Source organism: Terriglobus roseus (genome assembly GCF_900105625.1).
In the GTDB taxonomy this organism is placed as follows: domain Bacteria; phylum Acidobacteriota; class Terriglobia; order Terriglobales; family Acidobacteriaceae; genus Terriglobus; species Terriglobus roseus_B.
In genome coordinates this window covers 4067857-4090849 of the sequence record NZ_FNSD01000001.1, presented here as the reverse complement: position 1 = coordinate 4090849, position 22993 = coordinate 4067857, and the positions used below count along the sequence as shown (strand labels likewise).

Below are 22993 nucleotides of genomic sequence, written 5' to 3'. Positions count from 1 at the left end.
GAGTACTGGTATGACGTCCCATCGTATTTTGATCACCGGCGCCGCTGGCTTTATCGGGTCATCCATTGCGAGAGAGCTTGCAAAACAGGGAATACACACGCGTGGCATGGATAACCTCTCGACGGGGTCTCTCGCGAACCTTTCGGGGCTCGAGGACTATGTCGAATTCACCGAGGCCGATCTGCTGGACGAGAGGTCACTCTTACGGCTTTGCGACGGTGTCGATGTTGTCTTTCACGAGGCGGCGATCCCTTCAGTCCCGAAGTCCGTCCGTGATCCACTGACAAGCCATCGCTCCAACGTAGACGGCACGCTCAACCTGTTGCTGGCCGCCCGCCGTTGTGGAGTGAAGCGCGTTGTGTATGCCGCATCATCATCCGCGTACGGCGACGTCACAGGTAGCGCGAAGCAGGAGACGATGCGGGCGGCTCCCATCTCGCCCTATGCCGTGCAGAAGCTTTGCGGCGAGCATTACATGCAGAGCTTTCACGCGGTGTACGGATTGGAAACGATTTGCCTCCGATACTTCAATGTCTTCGGTCCGCACCAGGCTGCGAATTCGCCGTACTCGGGTGTGCTCGCCAAGTTCATCACTGAAATGCTTGCGGGGCGGTCGCCGTCAATCTTTGGCGACGGGACGCAATCACGCGACTTCACTTTCATTGACAACGTGGTCGAAGCGAATCTTCTTGCCGGCCGCGCCCCCGCCAACGCTGTATCCGGCAAGGTCTACAACGTTGCCTGCGGGAACAGTGCATCGTTGCTCGACGTCTACGCGATGTTGCAACGTATCACTGGGTTTCAGGGAGCGCCACGCTTCCTGGAAGCGCGCGTTGGAGATGTGCGCGATTCCCTTGCAGACATCCGCGCTGCTGCTCAGGATCTTGGATATCGTCCTAGCGTCAAGCTTTTCGATGGGTTGGAACGAACGGTCGAGTGGTACCGCCAACAAATATCCGCTGAAATTCTTGTGCCTCAAGTGATACCCGGAGTTGCTATCCATGCGTAACGACTTCGTTTTAACTCGCCTGGCCGATGAGGACAGCGTTGCGGCTCGATTTGAACGTATCGCCGCGGCCTTCTGCCATGATGTCGCCGTTGTGCACGAGACTGGCCAGATGTCTTACCGTACCCTGCGTCTGGCTGCGCTGGGCTTCGCGTGCCACTGCCGCACACGAGGCGTGAAAGCCGGTGATCTGGTTGCAGTGGACGCTCGCCGCTCGTGGGAGATAGTGGCCTGCATCATGGGCCTTGCGTACCTTGGCGCTGTGTACGTCCCAGTCGCCCTTGAAGATCCTGCAACAGGCGCTCTGTTCGATCAGCACAGCATTCGCTTCATTGCGACAATACGCAGCGGCCTGGATGTTCTCCAGGGCAAAGAGGTCTTGGTTCTTCCCTACAACTGGGAAGAGTCGGAGAAGACGATCCAGCTCCCAGCCATCAGTCGTGACGCGCCGCTCTACGTGCTCTTCACCTCCGGATCCACCGGCGACCGCAAGGGCGTGGTCGTTCCGCAGAGAGGCGTCCTGCGTCTGGTCCAGCCACAGGAAGCTTTTGCGTTTGGTCCCAGGCACCGCACCCTGCTGCACTCACCACTAACATTCGACGCATCCACGTTCGAACTCTGGGGCCCATTGCTGACCGGAGGTTCGCTTATGATCGCGCCGGATCGTCCCCTGTCGTTCGATGACTTTGGGGAAATCGTTCGCCGCGATGGCGTCAGCACGCTCTGGATGACATCCGGACTTTTTCATGCCGCGGCCAGAGAACATCAGCAGATCTTCGACACTTTGCAACAACTGCTCGTTGGCGGTGATGTGATCCATCCCGGCCTCTTCCGCGCGGTCAAGCGGAGCTTCCCGCGGCTGCGCCTGGTGAACGGTTACGGCCCAACTGAAAACACGGTATTCACCTGCTGCTATGCAGGGGTTGCAGACGACGGCGAAGATTCGCTGCCAATTGGTAGACCCATCCACGGAACGACGATACGGATCGTTGGTTCCGACGGCGAAGACGTGGACGAAGGACAGCCGGGAGAGTTGATCGTTTCAGGCGACGGCGTTGCGCTCGGCTACCTACATGATCCCGAACTGACGGCACGGCGTTTCAGTTCGCAAAAGAGTGGCACCACCGTTTGGTCAAGCTATCGCACCAACGACCTGGTACGCCGAGACGCTGACGGCAACCTCCTGTTCCTGGGCCGGCTGGATTCCGAGGTCAAACTCCTTGGACAACGCGTGCAATTGGACGATGTGACGCAAGCGATCAAGCAGGTGCAGGGCGTACGGGACTGCGTTCCTGTTGTCGTTGAGCTGGGAGAGGGCGACAAAAAGCTGGTTGCATTCATCGTCTGGGACGGACCGGACAGAGAAGCAGAACTTCGTCGTGCGCTGTCGTCGACACTCATGCCCGCAGCCCTTCCCAACATCTTCATTGCCATGCCGGACCTGCCCTTGAATGACAACGGAAAAATCGATCGGGAACAATTGAAGCAAGTTGCGTTTGAGTCATTACAACAAGCGGTTGTTTTGACTAATGACAGCTTGCCCGAGCAGATCCAGACCGTGTGGTCGATGGTTCTCGGGCATCCCGTCAGCGATGAGCACGCCCCGTTTTTCGAACTCGGCGGAGATTCGCTGAGCCTGCTGAGGATGCATGCGGAACTGCGAAAACTATCCGGCTACGCACCCGCGCTTCCGGAACTCTTCTCCCTGCCAACGATTGCAAAGATCACTGAGTACATACAAAAGCGAGAAGTGATGTCGGCGCACGCAGTCCGGCAGCCTGTGACTGCGTCGATGAAGCAATTCGGAGGCGCGGCATGAGACACACCTTCACTGAGAATGACATCGCCATCATTGGCATGGGCGGCCGCTTTCCCGGCGCGAACGATGTTGAGTCGTTCTGGCAAAACCTGATGGACGGAATCGACACGGTTACCCGACTGAGTGCCGAAGAGATCGATTCATCCATTCCGCTTGCAGATCGTACAGCGTCGAACTACGTTCGCAGCCGTGGTTTGATCGATCACGCAATAGACTTTGATGCCGACCTATTCCGATTTCTTCCCCGAGAAGCAGAGGTCACCGATCCCCAGCAGCGAGTGCTGATGGAGGTTGTTTGGTCAGCTCTTGAAAACTCTGGTTACGCACCGCGCACCCACTCGCAAAGGATTGGGCTCTGCGTCGGCTGCAGCATCAACACGTACATGCTCGGCGTCCTGTCGAACGACCCGACGTTTCTCACCAACATGGTTCATCGTTACCAAGTGGGCTCGTTCTCGGAATTGGTTGGGAACGGTCAGGACTTTCTTGCCACGCGTATCGGCTACAAACTTGGCTTCACCGGTCCGGTGATGACAGTGCAATCAGCATGCTCCACGTCACTGCTCGCGGTAGCACAGGCATGCGACATCCTGCGGGCTGACCAAGCCGACATGGCAGTCGCGGGAGGCGTTTCCGTTACCTTTCCTGAGCGGCGTGGATATGCTCATGACCCAGGCGGCATCGTCTCGAGCGACGGTCACTGCCGGCCATTCGATGCCGAAGCCTCTGGTACGGTCTTCGGATCGGGTGCTGCCGTAGTGGTGTTGAAGAAGGCGCTCAACGCCATCCGTGATGGCGATCACATCGTCGCAGTCATACGCGGCGTCGGCATTTCGAATGATGGATCGGAGCGGATGGGCTTTGCCGCGCCCTGCGCCACAGGTCAAAGCGCCGCCATCTCCATGGCTCTGCGCGATGCGGAAGTGACTGCGAGCCAGGTTGGCTACATCGAATGTCACGGAACAGGCACGCCGCTGGGTGATCCCATTGAAATCAGCGGTCTGAACGCGGCCTTCGAAGGTGCAGAGCGGCAAGGAGAGCCCTGCGTCCTCGGGTCGGTCAAGGGCAACGTCGGACATCTGGACGTAGCTGCCGGCGTCACGGGATTGATCAAGGCCGCGCTCACCCTTGAGCGCGAGGCAATCCCCGGCACGAAGTATTTCTCCAAGCCAAACGCCAACCTTCCGCTCAATCCACGGCAATTCGTCTTCGATGGTCAACCGAGGACGTGGAAGCGGAACGGAACACCGCGGTACGCCGGGGTCAGTGCCTTTGGGCTCGGCGGCACAAATGTTCACTTGGTGCTTCGTGAGGCGCTGCCTGTAACCGACACTCCTTCCCTGCGGACCTCGGAGGTCCTGGTGATCTCCGGCGCGACGGAGAAGGCGGCAAGAGAGACTTGGCTGGCCGTGCAACAAGCCATTGCGACAAGTGAGCGTTGCACGATGCCGCATGCCGCTTTCACGCTGGCTTGTGGACGAGAGCGGCTGTCGAAGCGTCTGGCTGTCACCGCTTCCTGGGCAGATGAGGGCGGTTGGACCTTCGCAGAGAGTGCCATCAAGGCTTCCTCCTCATCACATCCGCCGAAGGTTGCGTTCCTCTTTCCGGGGCAGGGTGCGCAGCACCCGGGCATGGGATCCGGCCTGTATCGTTCTCAACCGCTCTATCGCAACATCGTGAATGAATGCGCTGAGTTTCTCGAGCCGATCGTCGGTGTGGATATGCGGAAGTTTCTCTTGGGTGAGCGCACCGATGAGGCATTAGCAGAACAACTGCGCATGACAAAGTATTCGCAGCCGGCACTCTTCATCGTTGCGTATGCGATGGCTCGCCTCTGGATTCATTGGGGGGTTCTCCCGGCGCGCATGGTCGGCCATAGCTTAGGGGAACTGGTTGCTGCATGTCTTGCCGGCGTGATCCCACTCCAGGATGCACTCTACGCCGTGGCGCAGCGTGGAGCGCTGATGGACTCGCGGCCAACTGGAGAGATGCTTGCAGTGATGGCTCGTCTTGAACAGGTGCAGGACGTCATTGCGACGCTTGCGGGCCTCGACATTGCAGCGATCAACGCACCGAACGCCATCGTCATTGCAGGAAGCCCGGACGACATTGCTGCGGCCCGCTTACAGTTCTCCAATCTCGACATTCAAAGCCAGTCGCTGAAGACATCCCACGCCTTCCATTCGCGAGCGATGGATGCGGTCATGGAACCGCTGGAGACCTTGTTCGCGGTATTCACTCTCAGGGCTCCGGAAGTCCCCATCATCTCAACTGTGACGGGTCAGCAGCTCACGGCCGCGCAGGCGATGTCACCACGGTACTGGGCAGAGCACTGCCGGCATACCGTTGACTTCGCGGGTGCCGTCCGCACCCTGCGTGAGACCGAACCGGAGATGGTCTTCATCGAGTGTGGCGCCGGGAACATTCTCACATCGCTCATGCGTCGACAGATGCCATCCAGCGCCAGCATCTTTCCATCGCTTCCGTCGCCGCTCTCCACAACGCAGGACGATCAGGCGATCGCGACCACGGTTGGCGCGGTGTGGTCGGCAGGCGTGGAGATCGATTGGCCACGCTTCTATGAAAACGACAACCCCACACGCATCCCGCTTCCCGGATACAGCTTTCAACGCCGGCAATTCATCGCGACATCACAAGCGACACCTGCCATCACGCCAATACTGCAAGTTCCTATTCCACTTCAGGAGACCGTCAACATGTCTACACCTGCCTGCCTGCCACGCACCAACGCACGTGCTGAAAAACTCTCTCGTCAGATCGCTGACATCCTCACAGAGCTGGCCGGTGTAGATCTGAGTGAAGACAACGAAGACACCAGCTTTCTGGAGCTGGGGCTTGACTCTCTCTTCCTGACACAGCTTGCAACGAAATTGCAACGGACGTTTGCGGTCGACATTTCCTTCCGGGACCTGCTGAACGATCTGTCGAGTATTGCTGCGCTGGCTCAGCACCTGGATGCCACTCTCCCCGCGGAGCCCACCCCTGCACCGACGCGTCCGCCTGCCGAAGTCGCAGTAAGCGCAGGAAGCGGATCGGGAGCATCCCTGAAGGACCTCGTGCAGCAGCAGTTACTGGCGATGAACGCGCTCTTCCAGCAACAGTTGAGCGCTCTCTCGCAGATGGATGGGGACGCTGCGCCGGCCCCGGCGAACGCTCCAGACACAGCAGCAATCAACACGGCTGACACTCCCATCGTGGATATTGCGCTGCGCAGTTCACCACGTTTCCGGAAAACGCCTCCTACGGACGCCGGTCCCGAGGAGACACCAGAGCAAAAGGCTTTTGTGGCGAGCCTGATCGCAGGTTATTCGACCAAGACCGCCGGCTCGAAACAACACACACAGCAGTTCCGCACCGTCCACGCAGACCCTCGCAATATGACCGGTTTTCGCAAGGAGTGGAAGGAGATCTCTTATCCGCTCGTGGTGGGGCACGCCAAGGGTTCCCGCCTTTGGGATGTGGATGGGAACGAATACATTGACTTCGTGAACGGCTTCGGTCCGACGATGTTTGGCCACAGTCCAGACTTCGTTCTGAAAGCCGTCCAGGAACAACTGGCGGACAGCATTGCCATTGGTCCACAGACGCCCCTGGCGGGTCCAACGGCGGAACTGGTCTCTGAGCTGACAGGCATGGAGCGCGTCACGTTCTGCAATACCGGATCGGAAGCCGTGATGGCGGCAATGCGCCTGGCCCGTACTGTGACCGGGCGCGACAAGGTGATGTTCTTTGCCGGCGATTACCATGGGCAGTTCGACGAAGTGCTGGTGCGCGGCCTCATCCGCAATGGTCAGCCCGTCACGCTTCCCAGTGCACCGGGTATTCCAACGAATAACCTCAGCAACATTGTTGTCTTCGACTATGGCGACCCGGAGGCCCTCCTTTATTTGAAGGAGCATGCCGATGAGATGGCTGCGGTGATCGTTGAACCGGTGCAGAGTCGTCATCCCGACCTGCAACCGTTTGAGTTCCTGCATAATCTTCGCGCGATCACCAAGCGCACCAAGATCGCGCTGGTGTTCGATGAAGTCGTTACGGGATTCCGGCTACATGCGGGCGGAGCGCAGGCTCACTTTGGCATTCGCGCCGATATGGCCAGCTACGGCAAGGTCGCCGGAGGAGGGATGCCGATCGGCATACTCGCAGGGTCCCCGCGCTTCATGGACGCATTGGACGGTGGCGCATGGACCTTCGGCGATGACTCTTTGCCAGAAGCAGGCATGACATTCTTCGCGGGAACCTTTGTACGGCATCCGCTCGCCATTGCCGCGACGAAGGCTACCCTGGAGCACATCCGTGATGGTGGCGATGAGCTGTATTCCACGATCAATGCGAATGCCGACTGGTTTGTGCAGCAGGCCGCGCAGCTCTTCCACGACCTAGATGTGCCATTCACGATGGAGCATCTTGGCAGTGTGATGTATCTGGCGATACCAGCCGAAATCCGGAGTTCGGGCCTGCTGTTCGTCTTGCTGCGCCACCGGGGAATCTATGCGCTCGAACACTTCCCTCTGTATCTCACGACCGAGCATTCGAGCCAGGATTTGCAACTCTTTCTGGATGCTCTCCGCGACAGCATCGTGGACCTGCAGCGTGTTGGTCTGTTGCCGTCTTCTCATTCGACCCTGCCTCAGGGGCCGGACATTGCTCCACTTACAGACGCTCAGATGGAAGTACTGATGGCCGCCCAGGCGAGCGACGCGGCCAACTGCGTCTTCAATGAATCGTGCCGCGTGACACTGGCAGGGGTGTGCGACGAAGAAAAGCTCAAAGCTGCCTGGAAGCAGCTTTGTCTACGGCATCCAGCGATGCGCGCCGTTCTTCAACGCAACCAGCCCATGATGGAGGTGCTGGGGGCTACATCGGCAGACCTCGCTGTCATCGATCTGCAAGATGTCTCGAATCCGAATGAAGCCGTCGCACGCTTCATCGCAACGGACGCGGAGACACCGTTCGATCTTTATAACGGTCCCTTGGTGCGCGCCTGCCTACTTCGGACAGACAAGGATGCCTCCACACTGGTACTAACAGCACACCACATCGTTTGTGATGGATGGTCCACCAACGTGATGCTTTCAGACCTGGGGGAACTCTATACAGCGGCCGTGGAGATGCGCGCGCCTGACTTGCCTGTTGCGGCATCGTTCTTGGACTATGCCCAGGAGAAAGCAGCCCAAGCACCTTCAGACAAGAAGGATTTGACCTTCTGGCGCGAGCAGCTTACAAGCATCCCGGAGCTGCCGAACCTGCCACAGCAGAAGATGCCGCTTGCAGAAAGGACCTACCGTGGCAACACGCTGTTTGTTCAATGCCCATCGCAACTAACCCAGCAGCTACGCCGGATGGGCGCAGCCGTGGGATGCACGCTGTTCTCGACGCTCTTCAGTGCATGGGCTCTTGTGCTGATGAAATTGTCCGGGCAGGATGAACTGGCGGTGCTGATCCCTGCAGCGCAACAGGCATCGCTCCCGAACGGCGAGATGATTGGCCATTGCGTTCATCTGCTGCCGATTATCACGAGGACCAGCAGCGAGGAGAAGCTGTCCTCTTACATGGTAGGCACCAAACGGCAGATCCTGAATGCATACGACCATCAAGAGGTCACTTACGGCACCATGGTGCACGAGCTTGGCATTCCCCGACAAGCAGGCCGGCTGCCTATTTCAGAGTTGCAATTCAATCTCGAGAAGATGGGCTCCCTCTCGTCCTTCAAGACATTGCAGGCCAGCGCGCGAGCCAATGCGAAAGCGTTTGTAAACTTTGACCTCTTCCTGAACATCGTGGAAGCACCGGAAGGACTCCGGTTGGAGTGCGACTACAACTCGGACCGCTATACGGAAGACCAGGTTGGTAACTGGATGCAGGCGTATCAGCATCTGCTCCAGTCCTTCCTGGAGCATTCCGATGGCGTCGTCGCTGACACGTCACTCGCAACGACTGAAGCATTCCCGTTGGCTCTGCGCAGCAACGGCGCCGGGATTGCGGGGCAATCTGTTCTTGAGTGGATCGACCGCCAGACCGGCGCTACGCCGGGTGTTCCTGCCATTGAGTTTTATGGGCGCAAGCTCACCTATGCGGAGCTCAAGCGGCGATCGATGGCGATCGCAACTCGACTGCGCGAAGCGGGCATCGGCTCCGGAGACTATGTCGCACTTCTCCTCGATCGCTCGCCGGACATGATCTCGGCGCTTCTGGGCGTCATGCGGAGCGGTGCCACCTACATTCCCCTTGACCCGTCCATGCCGATGGACAGGACGAAGGCAATCACTCAGAGCTTGCCGATATCGTGTGTCATCACGTCCGAGGAACACGCACAGGTGCCGCAGGAACTCGCTTTGCCCAAGCTCCTGATCTCAAGCATCACGGACAGCGACGCCCCCAATCCCACCGCGCTTCCAGGCGCAGCGGATGTTGCCTATGTGATCTTCACTTCCGGTTCGACGGGTAAGCCGAAGGGTGTCTCCATCACGCACGGCAACCTGCTGAATTCAATCGCGGGGATTGCCGAGGTGGTCCATTGCACGGCAGACACTCGACTGATGGCTGTCACAACGATCAGTTTTGACATCGCAGCGATGGAACTGCTGATGCCGCTGATGTATGGGGGAACCGTTGTCATCGCTTCGAGGGCGGACGCTGCTGATGGCGCTCGACTCAGCCGCATGCTGCACGCCGCGAAGATCAACATGATGCAGGCTACCCCTTCCACTTGGCGGATGCTTGCCGATGCGAACATTCCACAGCCAACGCTATCGATGATCTGCGGCGGTGAAGCCTGGGACAGGGCGCTCGCTGATCGGCTCCACGTACTTGGCGGCAGGCTGTGGAATTTTTACGGTCCTACGGAGACGACGATCTGGTCTGGATACCAGGAGGTCCTGCCCGGTGACAGACCCGTCAGCATCAGCCACGCTCTTCCGCGGCAAAGCCTGTATGTCCTCGATCAGCATTTGCGCCCATTACCTGTCGGCTTACCGGGGGAACTCTGCATCGGCGGGCTAAGTGTTGGGTTGGGCTATTTCGGCGACCCAGCGCGAACAAAAGATCGCTTCGTACCAGACCATTTCGCACCGTCATCCGCGGCGCACCTTTACCGCACGGGAGATCGAGCGACCCTGACGGCCGAGGGTTGCATCCAGTTCGCTGGCCGCATGGATGACCAGTTCAAGCTGCGGGGTTTCCGGATTGAGCCTGGAGAGATTGAGGCTGCGCTCCGAACAATGCCCGCTGTGGAACAGGCCGTCGTGGTCCTCCGAGCCGATACCCTGGGGAACGATCGCCTCGTGGCCTTCCTGAAGGTTCGGGAAAGTGAACACCTCTTGTCCGAAGAAGTATTGCAGGAGCGGCTATCGCAACTACTGCCCGACTACATGGTCCCGGCCTTTTTCGTAACTCTGGCCCGCCTGCCGCTGACCGCGAACGGCAAGATTGACCGGAAATCTCTGCCCGGACTTGAAATCGTTCCAAAGCCGGATGTCTTCACCGTCCCGCCGCCACCGCGGAGCAAAGATGAGGCCGTACTGGCCAAGATCTGTGCTGAGACGTTGGGCCTGGATGATGTCGACATTGACCGCTCCCTCTTCGCGGTTGGAGCAGATTCGCTACATATCTTCCAGATCGCCTCCAAGGGCAGTAAGGCGGGACTGCCGATCACGGCGCGCCACTTAATGAAGCTGAAGAGCATCCGCAATGTTTGCGCTGCACTTTCTGTCGCAGCCGCAGATACGGCCTCTTCGAGTCATCATGTTCCCGCAGAAGTTCTGGCCGCGCAACCGGGCAGCGGCATGCATTTTGGCGGTCAGTTCTGATTGTTCTGCTTTAAGTTGGAGATCTCTGTGGCGACTACCTTCGTGCTTTCCCCCACCGAAACCGCTATATTCCCTGCGGTCCCGTTTCAACAGAGGCTCTGGGCTCTGGAGAAGCAGGCCGCAGCAAATCCTGCATGGAATATTGCAGTCCGCTTCCAACTCATGGGCCACGTAGACCGCGATCGGTTCCAGGCTGCCCTCGATGAGGTCATACGGCAGGATGGCCTGCTACGCTGCCACTTCCGAGAGGAGGAAGGCATCCTGTTGGGTGAGTACAGTGAGGGATGCGCAGTGCCCGTCAAGTGGGTCGATGCGTGGTCAGAAGAGACGTTCGAAGACGCGTTGACGGCATATTCCTATGCGCAGGCGAAGACCCCGTTCCGCATGGAGGAGGCACCGCTGCTCCGAGTTACGGTGGTGAGCCAGAGCGCGACGCAGCACTTCCTTCTCATCACGGTGCATCACTCGATCTTTGACGGCTATTCGGTCGGCCTTCTTGTGGACCGTTTGATGGAGCGCTATGGGGACGACGGAACTGGCAGTCAGTCAATAGCTGTTACACCGGGCTTTGCGGATTATGCCGCTTCGTTGCAGCTGCTCCGAAGTCGCAGTGATTATGCAGAACTCGCAAGAGCGTGGAAGACGCTGTTGACGGGTACCAAGCCCGTCCCCCTTGCAGACACGGGATGCCTGAGGGCGCTGCCGGCAACGATCCACTCGCACCTGCTTCCGCTGCCTCTCACCCACACACTGCGTAACATCGCAGCGGATTGGGGTATTACCTTTGCTCAACTTGCATTCGCCGTTTATTGCATCAGCCAGGATCACCTCGGAAGTGTTGTGGGTACGCCCGTGCTCTCGCGTGAGGATGCAACGACGCAGAACATCGTGGGCCCGCTCGTAAACTATATCCCCGTCGTCATACCTCGTCCCGGCGGGGAGACGGTAGCGGACTTCGCCGCGGCGCTTGCAGACCGTTGGGCAGAGGCCCTGGATCTACGGAACTATCGCATCGAGGATATGCTCTCCTCGTACGATACCCCTGAGGCAGCGCTCTACAACGCAGTGTTCATCGTGCAGCGGGACTTTGTCCAACCGAGAGTAGCCGCAGGATTGAGCTTGACGCCCCTTCCATCCGTTACACCCGGAGCCCTTCACGCTTCCACCACATTCCTTGTAGAGCGCCAAGATGGATGGCGACTATCGATGGAACTTGCATCTGTAGCGGAAGAGCCGGCTGCACGGGAACAGCGTCTGCATCAACTGGTACGGGCTTTGGAAAGGGTGGCAGCCAATCCACACCTCTCGGTAGAAGATCTCAAATACGTAAGCCACCCAGCAGCGAGTGACGCGGCTTCCCCGTCCGAGCGCACTTACCCGGCTTCCCCCGCACAGCAGAGATATGCCGCGATGTACAGCGTCGCTCCAGATGCGGACAGTGTCTGGTTGCGAATGAGCTTTAACATCGAGGGCACGCTGGACACGCAGGTCGTGCTGGACGCTTTGGACTATCTCCAAGCCCGTCATGAAATCCTGCGGACCGAACTGGTTGAAGATGCTTCCGGAAATCTTGTACAGCATGTGCGGCAGCACTGCGACGTGCCGCTGATCGATGTTTCGAACGCTCACGGGGACCTGACGTGGCAGCCTGACGGGTCCTCTGAGATCGCGTCGATTCCGTCGCGACTCGCGAATGCGCCGTGCTGGCGCGCACTGATCAAGAAGGAATCAGCGGCCACAGAACTCGCCTTCGAGTTTCCTCACGCCCTGATGGATGGTTGGTCCTGTGGCGTCTTCCTGAAGGAATTCGCCGAGCTTTATCGCGTACTGGCGGAGGGACGCGCAGCTTCTCTCCCTGCCCTCGAGATCACCTACGGACAATGCGTTGCGGCACGCGAGTGCGAGGCCGCGCAGACCAACACGATAGCACTCGACTTCTGGAGCAAGCGTCTGTCGAAGCTGCAAAGGCCCAGCGCACTGCCACACGATGCACCTGTAGGTCAGGGATGTGTCGTGTCGAGTCGAGTCCTGGATCCTACGCTTGTACTCGCAATTCAAACCGTGGCAGAAGAGAGTGACGTCACGGTAGCCAGCATATTTTGCGCCGCTTACCGTTGCCTCCTGCGGCGCTATACGAATGGCGATTGTGTTGTGGCCGTGCCGACTGCGAATCGGCCTGCGGAGGCGGACGGTGTCTTAGGGCCGTTCTCTGAGGTCATGTTTGTAGCGGGTGAGATTGGCACGACGTACGCAAGCGCACTGATCGCGACGCAGGAGGAACTGCTTAGCGGCGCGGAGCATATGATCTCCCTGCAGACCTTGGTAGAGAGCGCCGTTCCCATAGTGCTTTCAGGACCTCACGCCAACGTCGTCGGCTTCCTGTATCAGGATGCATTCGTGCATTCGCTCGAAGCCGGGCCCGTCACCCTGCGCGCCACTGGCACCGAAACAGTGACCTCCTCTTTCTTCTGGAACCTTTCAATTGTTCGGCGGGACCAGGTCGTCACCGCACAGATTGCATCGTCGCAGCGGCATTTCACTGCGGCCTTTGCGGAAGCCTTGCTCGACGACTTTGAGGTGTCACTGTCTGAGTTTCTTTTCTCGCGCCATACTCCACTCAGCAGCCTGCATGGAAGCTCCCAGCGCGTCATCGCGCTCGGCGAAGCGTCGCGGCATCCGGAAAGCCTGACCGGCGAAGCGGTCGTGACGAACGAAGAGCAACCAAGAGCGATCCGCGATGCCGAGCAATCGATGCTCGGCATCTGGCAGTCCGTCTTTCGGCGTCAGGCGATCTCTATCGATGACGACTTCTTCGCTCTGGGTGGTCACTCCCTGCTTCTTGCAGAAATGCAGAAGCATATCCTCAAGGCCTTCGGCCAGCGCATCACCTCCGCTGACATCTTCCTCGCCCCCACGTGCGGCGCCCTTGCCCGGCGGGTACTCAGGCCGTCCGATTCACCCGCTATGCCCTATCAGGTGGTTCCTGTGCAGCCAGAAGGAGATGCACCCCCCTTGTTCGTCATCTCCCAGAGCATGATCATCCGGAAGTTGGCGGCCGCGCTACGGCCTATGATGCCCGTATACACCATTCAACTCGGAGAAGCCGAAGTCTTATCCCTGGGCACGCAAGTGTCGATGATCTCGATCGCTAACTGCTATCTCACGTATATACGCAAGGCCCAGCCTAATGGCCCCTACCGTCTGGCCGGGTGGTGTGTCTCAGGATGGGTCGCCCTGGAAGTGGCCAGGAAGCTACTGGAAGACGGGGAAGAGGTAGATATTCTCCTCGTCCTTGATGCCTGGGCTCCGCGATTCTGGCGAGACCTTCAGGGTTTACGCAGGTTCGCCGCACGAAGCTCGTACTACGCTCACCGGCTCTACTGGCATGCGCGCAAGCTTCTGCGAAGCTTTACCAGCGCAAGTGGTCTTCGTAAATCCGCCATGGATACGTTCCGCATGGTCTTACACACCTTGAAAGGTTCCATGCAGAGCGCACCGGCAATACCGCCCTCCGAAGAACGCTTCGAACAGATGATGAGCGAGGCGGTCAGTACCTATCGCCCGGCTCCCCTTGCCTGCGACACGGTCGTCATCTTCAAGAGTGACGAACAGCCCGTGGGCGGCACGCTTCCTCAGGACATGGCTTGGAGTTCGCTCCTGCCGAGTGGCTTCGCGCTCGTCCGTGTGCCCGGTGATCATGCCGGCATGTTTGACGAGGAGGGTTCGCGCATTATGGCTGACGCCATAGCCTTCGACTTATCCGATTCACATAAGCACCGTTACCTTGGAACTACGCCTCGGCATGTCGGGAACCTTACACCAGAGGCATGTCTTTAGGAACGTTACTTAAGTTTTAAGAAGTCATATCGTCGTATTTATCGCTTGTAACTTCTGGCGCGGCCTAAGAACGACGACTAACTCGAAACAAGTCTTGACATAGGTAACTGTGCTGGTTCAACTATGTTCCAGCCATATGACTGCACATTTTTTCATTCTAGCCCTTGGTGTCCACCGCGAGATCAGCGACATTCTGCATCGCGCATCACGTCTACCCAACTTAGTCGTGGCTTCCGCTTCCTACTTCCAGGAAGCCGTGTCTATCTGTGAGAACAGCCGTGTGCCGCCTGGTCTAATCATCTGCGAAAGCAGCTCAACCGCAGAGACTCAAGCCAAGAAGATTGAAGCGCTTTCGCAACTAGCGACTGACGCAACCATCCTTGTTGTTTCGGATGATGTTTCCTTGGTGCAAGTATCTGCACAGTCCAATGTTTGCAATGTTTCCCGGGCGAAACTTCTCCAGGAGATTGTGGCAAGGATTAACAGACCGCGTAACGCGCCGGCAACGCCCGCTACTTCTCCGTCGCCCGCGAACGCGCTCGCCAGTTCCATGCCGCACGTCGTTCACTTCGCTGGTGGCGGCTTCATGCTGGCCGCAAGTCCCGCCATGTTTAAAGTGACGCGACAGCTGGAGACAATCGCCCCGCACGATGTTCCGGTTCTGATTACAGGCGAAAGCGGCGTAGGGAAAGAGATGGTTGCGAAGCTTGTGCACCACCTATCGCATCGATCTGCACACCCGTTCATGAAGGTGAATTGCGCTGCACTTCCGCATGACCTTCTTGAGAGCGAGCTCTTCGGCTATGAGGCAGGCGCTTTCTCCGGCGCGACGAAATCAAAGCCCGGAAAGTTTGAACAGTGCGACGGGGGGACGCTGCTACTTGATGAACTGGGAGAGATGAGTCCGGCACTGCAAGCGAAGCTGCTTCATGTGTTGCAAGATGGGACATTTTCCCGATTAGGGTCGCGCGGCGAGTCAAAGGTAGATGTCCGTATCATTGCCGCCACCAATATCGATATTGCGGAAGCAATCAAAGGAAATCGCTTCCGTGAAGACTTGTATTACCGTCTCAATGTCTTCTCGTTTCATATCCCTCCGCTTAGAGAGCGTCGGATGGAGATCCCATATCTAGCCCAATACATCACTGCTGACATTGCTCGCGCATATAAGGTCGATCCAATAGATTATTCTCCGTCACTCATGGAGAAAATGATGAACTATCGCTGGCCAGGAAATGTGCGGGAGTTCGCAAACTTTATCAAACGCTATCTGATTCTCCGTGATGAGGGACAGGCGATGACGGACCTTATTGTTCCCGGTTGCGCCAGCGTGCAAGATCCAATGGTTATCTTCCCAGCCCTGCCCGGCCCAGCGACCTACGCTGCAGAGGTGCACGACATTCCCGTAGATAGGACGATGGAAGCGGAAGAGTTGCGACTGCTGCTGAACCGAACTCACTGGAATCGGCGGGTGGCGGCGGAGCAACTCAACATGCGGTACCGCGACTTCCTGGGGAAGATGAAGCGGTGCGGCCTGGACTCTTATTCAAGTTTGGATCGAGCCGGCATCTGATTGGCCACTTACTTGCTTTCTCCTGTGAGTGTCTGAAGCGCCGGGAGGTCAAGTTGATCTGGTCTAAGCTTTTGTCTCTCTTTATCGTTCCATTGCTCTTCGGTACGATCGCGTATGAAGCCCGCCTTCACGCCGCGTGGACTTTTTTGGCGACCGGATTACTTCTCTGCTTCTTCGGAAGACGCTTTGTGGATGGAGACGTCCCTGCCGTGTCCCAGGTAAGCGTGACGGAGAACGCTGCACCTCGACCTCTGCCGCACGCGGTTCGTAGCGTTGACGACGAGTCTTCCTCAGTGATCAGTAATGCGCTCAGCGTAGACCTGGAAGACTACTTCCACACGGAAGTCGCAGCCAGCTGCATCCAACGTGAAGACTGGGAGTACCTTCCCTCGCGGGTGGAGTACAACACAAATCTCCTGCTGGACTTGCTCGATCATCATGAAGCAAAGTCCACGTTCTTCGTACTCGGATGGGTTGCACGTAAGCATCCCGGACTCATCCGCGAAATTCACGCGCGCGGTCATGAGATCGGCTGCCATAGCGATCTACATCAGCTGGTCTACCGCCTCACACCTGACGAATTCCGTGCGGATACCTATGCCGCGCTGCAGGCAATCCAGCAGTCAGCCGGAACGCACGTCATCGGGTACCGTGCACCGTGCTTCTCCATCAACCAATCTGCCGACTGGGCATACGAGATTCTCGCAGAGCTGGGTTTTGCCTATGACTCCAGCATGAATCCGATCTATCACCCAACCTATGCGAATCCTGATTCCCCCCGCTTCCCGTACTACGTCGCGGGTGGACATCTGCTCGAAATCCCGATAGCTACACGGCGCGTTGGGGGCATCAACCTGCCCATCGGAGGTGGCGCTTACCTGCGACTCCTGCCGCAATCTTATGCACAAGCAGGAATCAGGAGCCTGAATGATCGCGAGGGTGAGCCTGCTGTGATCTACCTGCACCCGTGGGAGATTGACCCGAATCAGCCACGGATGTCGTTGGGACTTCTTTCAAGCATCCGCCAGCGTGGCCTGACAGACCGCATGAGCTCCAAGCTGGAAGATCTGCTCACCGCGTACCGCTTCGCATCGATCAGCGATGTCTATCGAAACGCGATTCCAAGGTGGCAGCCCTGGCGTTCCCAAGGGTCGCTCATCAAGCTTGACGTCGAACAATACGAAGTGGCGACCCTATGACACTCCTCAGCAGCGCACGCGCGCAGGTCCGCGATGCCATCAACTGGACCGAGTCAGGCATCATCCGCAACGTCGTCTACCCACTCTGGACGATGCGCGATCATCCGCATTACCGACGCGCTCGAGCTCGATTCGAGCAGCATGAACATCTGTCTCCGGCCTTGCTTCAGGACCTGCAGCAAGGCCTGCTGCAACGAATGATTGGGCATGCTGCAAGACATGTTCCGTACTACCGGTCCACGTTTGATGCTTTGGGTCTTTCCCCCATGGATATACGCACAACTGACGACCTGCGTAAGCTCCCGGTTCTGCAGAAACGTGATCTTCAGGTCTCCTCCGAGCACCTGTTGGCAGACAACATTGAGCCAGAGATGCGCTCTTTAAATCGCACCGGTGGATCAACGGGATCTCCGATTCAGTTCTGGGTCGACAAGGCTCGGTACGATCTACGCCGAGCCAGCACGGACCGCCATAACGCATGGGCTGGTGTGCGTCCAGGGGACTACTGTGCGCTGCTGTGGGGGGCGGTGATGGACGTTCCGGCTCAGCAGGTTCTCTCGGTGTCATGGAAGCAACGTGCCCTGCATCGTCAGATCATGTTGAATACTGCGCAGACTGACGAAGCTGGCCTGCACGCTTTCATTGAGCTCGTCCGAAAGTACCGCCCACGCCACCTGGTTGCCTACGCGCAATCGGCATACATGTTCGCAGAGTTCTGCGCAGCGAACTCCATTCAAGACATCCACTTCGAATCCATCATCACCACCGCAGAGATGCTGGTGGATACGCAGCGCGAGAAGATCGAGGCGACGTTCGGAGGGAAGGTCTTCAATCGCTATGGCTGTCGCGAAGTTTCCGTCATCGCCAGCGAGTGTAGGGAGCACAGTGGTCTGCACGTCAATGCTGACGCCTTGATCGTCGAGATCGATCGTCGACGGGAAGATCCGGAAGGCTGTGGTCGCATTCTCATCACGGACCTCTACAACCTGAGCATGCCACTCATTCGTTATGAGATAGGAGATCTGGGATCCTGGGCTACTGATTCCGCCTGTGCATGCGGCCGATCCTTCCCGCGCCTACGCCGCATTGAAGGCCGCATGACAGACTTCCTCAGCTTCCCGTGCGGCAAGCGAGTCTCTGGTCCCTCGCTCACCCTTGTCCACTCCGACATGCGTGAAGTGCGACAACTGCAATACGTCCAAACCTCCGACAGCGACGTGACCCTCAACGTCGTGACGGGCACAGGCTTCAGCGATGGCACGGTGAATGAGATCCGAAGACGATTGGTTCCCTACTTCCCCACGTCGATCCGTCTTGCGGTGAAAGTCGTCGATCACATTCCACGGGAAGCCTCGGGAAAGTACCGATTCGTAAAACAGACCTCGGCTCATCCTTTCAACTCGGGGTTCTCTGCATGAGCTGGTTCCATACGCGCTGGGTTTTACCGTTTGCGGAGCCGGAGCGATATGCCAACCTGACGGCATCGCTCAAGTCTTTCCGCGACTTTGAACAGCTTCCAGAGGCGGAGCAGCGATCTGAAAATCTTGCACGCGTCTCACGGCTGCTGCATCATGCCCATCAGAGCAGTCCGTTCTATCGATTCCGGATGGATGCATCCGGGGTCAACCCGAGCGCATGGGACATCAACTCCACGATTCCGCTCGAACCATTGACCAAAACGGATCTCCGTGTCGCGGGAGATGCGATCCTCTGCCGTTCCGTATCCAACGAGCAACTTCGGGCGGCAAGCACCGGTGGGACAACGGGTGCGCCCGCACGCATCTGGAGAACGGTTGAAGACCTTCGACAAAAGGTTGCGATGCAGATCCATCTGGAGAGCCAAGTCGGTTACGCCCCCGGCGACTCGGTGTTGATGATCTGGGGTGCGGATCGCGACCTGGAATTGAACCCAAGCTGGAAGTGGAAGCTGTACCAGCAAAGGCTGATGCATCAGTACAGCGCGCCGGTCGGTATGTTAAATGATCAGGTGTTTCGACGCTTCGGTAAGCTCCTCCAGGCGTCCTCACCTCAAATCGTCTACGGCTACTCCAGTTGCATCGCCAGATTCGCGGAGTATGTGGAGCGGCAGAAGTTGAAGTTCAAAGCACCGCGACGTGTGTTGGTCACCGCGGAGCCATTGACGCCGCAGGACCGCGAGCTAATTCAGCGCGTCTTCCGAGCACCGGTCCGCGAGTTTTATGGCAGTCGTGACATTGGCATGGTGGCAGTGGAATGCTCCCATGGCCGTCTTCATTTCCATCCGTCCGCCTGTCATGTCGAGTTTGTACCAGAGACCGACTCTTCAGAAGGCATGCTCTACCGGCTCTACATCACAGACCTGCTGAACCAATCTTTTCCAATGATCCGGTATGACACGGAAGACTGCGTTCTGCTTGCTGACGATCCATGCCCATGCGGATCGTGGTATCCCGCAGTACGCAGGATCGTCGGTCGAGCCATTGACAACTTTGTCCTAGGCGACGGAACTACGGTCCCGGGAGTCTGCTTCACCACGCAACTCCTTCGCATCAGGAAACCACTGCGCCTGATCAACGGATTGCAGTTCATCCAGAAGCGCTTCGATCTGACACAGATTCGCTACGCAGCGGAAGGTGCTCCAGAACATATCCGAACGGAATTACAGAACATCACAGAATGCGTCAACGGCCTCTTCCCAAGCGGCATGAACTGGGAGTATGTTCGGGTGCCAAAGATCCTCCGCGAAAAATCGGGAAAGCTGCGCTTCACCATCTCTGAGGTGAGCGCAGCCTTCCCGTAAGGACTGCTGTTTCGGTTCAAGGACAAGAACTACGGACTACGGGCAGGACAACGCCTTTCCATTTGCAGTTACCGTCACTGCCAGATGGTCCGACTCGCACTGCAGGACGGGTGTACTCGGCAATCCGGTTACATTCAGGTTGGTGCAGGCCGCCCCACCGCAGCGCGCGTAGATTGTGCTTGAGCCAGTGAATGTGCCGTTCAGATTGAGGTTTGTCGCACCGTCATAACCGCCATAGAACACGAACAAGGACGGGGCATTGTTGAACGTATTGCCGTTAAACACGATGCTCTTTCCATCGGTGTTATCCAGCGAGACACCCGAGTTCATTGTGGTGCTGCCAGCCTGAACGACGGAGAACGTGTTGTTCGCCACCGTGATGGATTCGCTGCCAGTGAGGTCCGTGAATCGCAGTCCCTGTGCCTGGCAAGGGCCCGCAGTTACCGTGATGTTGTTGTTCGTGATGCTCACGTTCGTCGGAACAATGCCCGGGGCATAGGCTTTCACGCGAATGCCATAGGTTCCGTCGATTTCGCAACCATCAGGATTGTGACCGGGGTCATGCACCGTTGCCGAGTCCTGGATCGCCAGCGTGTTGTCATGCAACTTCACATTGGAGCCTTCAATTTCGAAGCCGCGGGTCGCCCCCGTGAAGGAGTTTCCATACGCCTCCGAATTATTGCCCCCAAGGAAGATCCCGTAACCGCCAACATACTGACTTGGGCCAAGCTTGCCTTTGTTGTTGTACGCCAGCAACGCACCACCGGAGACGATGCATCCCTGGGGCGATCCATTGCAAGTGACATCGTGAACCACATCCTGGGCGTTGGTGCCCACGGTGCTGCCACCGTAGTCGAGACGAATTGGATATCCGAGTAGCTGGTCGCGATTCGAGACCGCTGTTACGGCGTCATTGATAACGATGTTGTAGATGCTGGTGTTGCCGGGAGGGTACTGATCGTAGATCGCGGATGTATCCTGCGCCGCGATGTTGATGGTGAGATCATGCATCGTCTGGGAGGCCTGCGTCGTGGCCTGCCCCAGGCGGATCGCGTGGGACTGTGGAGCCGCTGCGCTACCCTGCGTAATCGTGCCGTTCAGGATCGTGGGATTCTTATGCGATCCACCGCAGAGATTGGAAGGGATACCCGAGAGCTGCGTGTCCCAGCAGTCCGCCACAAGAACGCCATAGTTGGCGCGTGAAGAATCGCTGTTGGCGTACTTGATGACGTGTCCGTTCAGGTTCAACGTCACATTATCCGCGGTGATGCCGAAGCACGTGCCTGCCGACTGAACATCATTCTGGAGCACGTAAGTGGTGTTCGCCGACGATAGTGCGCCGCATGCAGTCAGCGACGTGCCGGAGGCTGATGTTGTCGTAATCGGGCTCACCGGCGCAGTTACGGCAACCACCGTCACGGGCATACGGGCTGTCGCCTGTGCAGAAGATTGCAGCGAATCCGTTACCGTGAGCGGCACACTCAGGACGGACGCCGCACTAACCGAAACGGTGCCTGATAGCACGCCGCCTGCAGATAGGGCGATGCCTTGAGGCAGAGCTGAGGACGACCATGCGTACGGTGCCAATCCACCCGTCGCCGTCAATGGAATCGAAAATGCCACGCCTGACTGTACGCTGCTCAGTGCCGTCGATGAAATGCTTAGCGCACTTTCGACGACAAAGGGTGCCCCGTAGGTCACGGATGTGCCGTCTGGATTGCGAACAGCAAGGGTGTACGGACCAGGGCTGCTTGCAATCATTGTCGCGAGCAGATGGCTGGAGTCCTGCACCGCAGTTGTGCCGACCAGTTGCCCGTTCAGGGTAACAACGGCGCCATTGGGGAACCCTGCTCCGGTAACTGTTACCGTCACCGTGCGGTTGAGCGGAATGGTCGTGGTCGAAACAGCAGTGATGCTCTCGGCAGTCGAAGACCCGGTGACCAGTAGCGATCCAGCGTATTGCGTGGACCCGGTCGATGCACTCTGCAGTACCACGGAGTAGGAGCCGGCCGTCAGCGGACCCACCGAGGCCTTCGCTTCGGTCGAGCTCACGATTGTGGTCGTTGCCGCGATGCCACCGATCAGCAGCTTGCCGTCCGTTGGAAAGCCCGTCCCGGTAACGTCAAGCGTGAAGGTCGTGCCGGCGGTCGCACTTGTAGGCGCGATGGAAGTGATCTTCTCTGAGGCGGGAGGCGCAGCGTACACAAGCGACAATGCACCACTGACTCCGTTGTCCGTCGCATAAGCGGTCACGGAATAGGTTCCGGCGCCCAGCTTCGGTGCTGTGAACGAGAGATGGGTTCTGTCGATCAACGTCGTAGGAACTGCGTCGCCGTTGACGCGGATCGTGGTGCCGGAGCGGCTGAGGTTCGTTCCGTACACCATGACGGTGTTGGACTGTCCCACCGTCAGGTTGGAAGGGTTCAGACTTTGCAGTGTCTCCTGGGCTCGGCTTCCGGTGAACGTGAACGACCGCGATAGAGCCTGAGCGCTTCCCGTGGCGGCGCTTTGCACAACCACGTCAACCACACCTTCATCTTGTCCCGGCGGCACGACGGCCGATATCTTTCCCTGGTCGACAAAGGTCGTAGTTGCTGCAGCACCGCCAAAAGAGATCTTGGAGTCAGGCTGGAAACCACTTCCTTCGATGGTAACGGAGCTGCCTCCGTCGAGCGGCGCGGCAGCCGGAGTTACGCTGCCGATGCCCTGGACTGTTGTTGCTCGCTGGCCGCAACCAGCAAGATAGACGCAAAGTCCGAGAACAGCTATGAGGGCGGGGTTCCTCGTGGTTTCTAATTTCCGTGGCCGGGTAGGCGGGGGGGAAGTTGGCTCAAGCCAAATGGTCATGCAAGGACTCCTTGACGCAGGTCGGCACAATCGCGCTTGAACGTGTTGAGCGTGGGTGCGAAGCGGCCGATGAAAAATAGTTAGGTTTGCCGTGCGAGCCATAC

At 58.1% G+C, this 22993-nt stretch carries 9 protein-coding genes; 8 read left to right on the top strand and 1 reads right to left on the bottom strand.

Annotation, left to right across the window (positions count from 1 at the left end; genetic code table 11):
- Window positions 1-10 precede the first annotated feature (10 nt).
- The 8 genes from BLW03_RS17045 to BLW03_RS17010 all read left to right on the top strand — a co-directional run bounded on the left by BLW03_RS17045 (window position 11) and on the right by BLW03_RS17010 (window position 20042).
- The gene (locus BLW03_RS17045) at window positions 11-1009 is read left to right on the top strand and encodes an SDR family oxidoreductase (RefSeq protein ID WP_074655228.1); all 999 of its coding nucleotides are present in this window, start codon (window positions 11-13) and stop codon (window positions 1007-1009) included.
- Window positions 1002-2825, top strand: coding sequence for a non-ribosomal peptide synthetase (locus BLW03_RS17040; RefSeq protein ID WP_074655227.1), 1824 nt, complete (start codon window positions 1002-1004; stop codon window positions 2823-2825). Before BLW03_RS17045 ends, BLW03_RS17040 begins: the two co-directional genes overlap by 8 nt.
- On the top strand, window positions 2822-10654 hold the full coding sequence (locus BLW03_RS17035; RefSeq protein ID WP_074655226.1) for a hybrid non-ribosomal peptide synthetase/type I polyketide synthase: 7833 nt from the start codon (window positions 2822-2824) through the stop codon (window positions 10652-10654). Before BLW03_RS17040 ends, BLW03_RS17035 begins: the two co-directional genes overlap by 4 nt.
- Window positions 10655-10681: 27 nt before the next feature.
- Complete coding sequence (locus tag BLW03_RS17030) at window positions 10682-14491, top strand: condensation domain-containing protein (RefSeq protein WP_170835066.1); 3810 nt, start codon at window positions 10682-10684, stop codon at window positions 14489-14491.
- A 136-nt stretch (window positions 14492-14627) separates the two neighbouring features.
- Window positions 14628-16064, top strand: coding sequence for a sigma-54 interaction domain-containing protein (locus BLW03_RS17025; protein ID WP_074655224.1), 1437 nt, complete (start codon window positions 14628-14630; stop codon window positions 16062-16064).
- Between the two features lie 209 nt (window positions 16065-16273).
- On the top strand, window positions 16274-17263 hold the full coding sequence (locus tag BLW03_RS17020) for an XrtA system polysaccharide deacetylase (protein WP_170835065.1): 990 nt from the start codon (window positions 16274-16276) through the stop codon (window positions 17261-17263).
- Window positions 17260-18681, top strand: coding sequence for a phenylacetate--CoA ligase family protein (locus BLW03_RS17015; RefSeq protein ID WP_074655222.1), 1422 nt, complete (start codon window positions 17260-17262; stop codon window positions 18679-18681). Before BLW03_RS17020 ends, BLW03_RS17015 begins: the two co-directional genes overlap by 4 nt.
- Window positions 18678-20042: a phenylacetate--CoA ligase family protein gene (locus BLW03_RS17010; RefSeq protein WP_074655221.1), complete on the top strand. Its 1365-nt coding sequence runs from the start codon at window positions 18678-18680 to the stop codon at window positions 20040-20042. The genes BLW03_RS17015 and BLW03_RS17010 overlap by 4 nt, the downstream gene beginning before the upstream one ends.
- Before the next feature lie 36 nt (window positions 20043-20078).
- On the opposite strand, the gene BLW03_RS17005 is transcribed toward BLW03_RS17010, so the two are convergent.
- Window positions 20079-22889 (bottom strand): IPT/TIG domain-containing protein, encoded by a 2811-nt coding sequence (locus BLW03_RS17005; protein WP_074655220.1) that lies wholly within the window; start codon window positions 22887-22889, stop codon window positions 20079-20081.
- Window positions 22890-22993 lie beyond the last annotated feature (104 nt).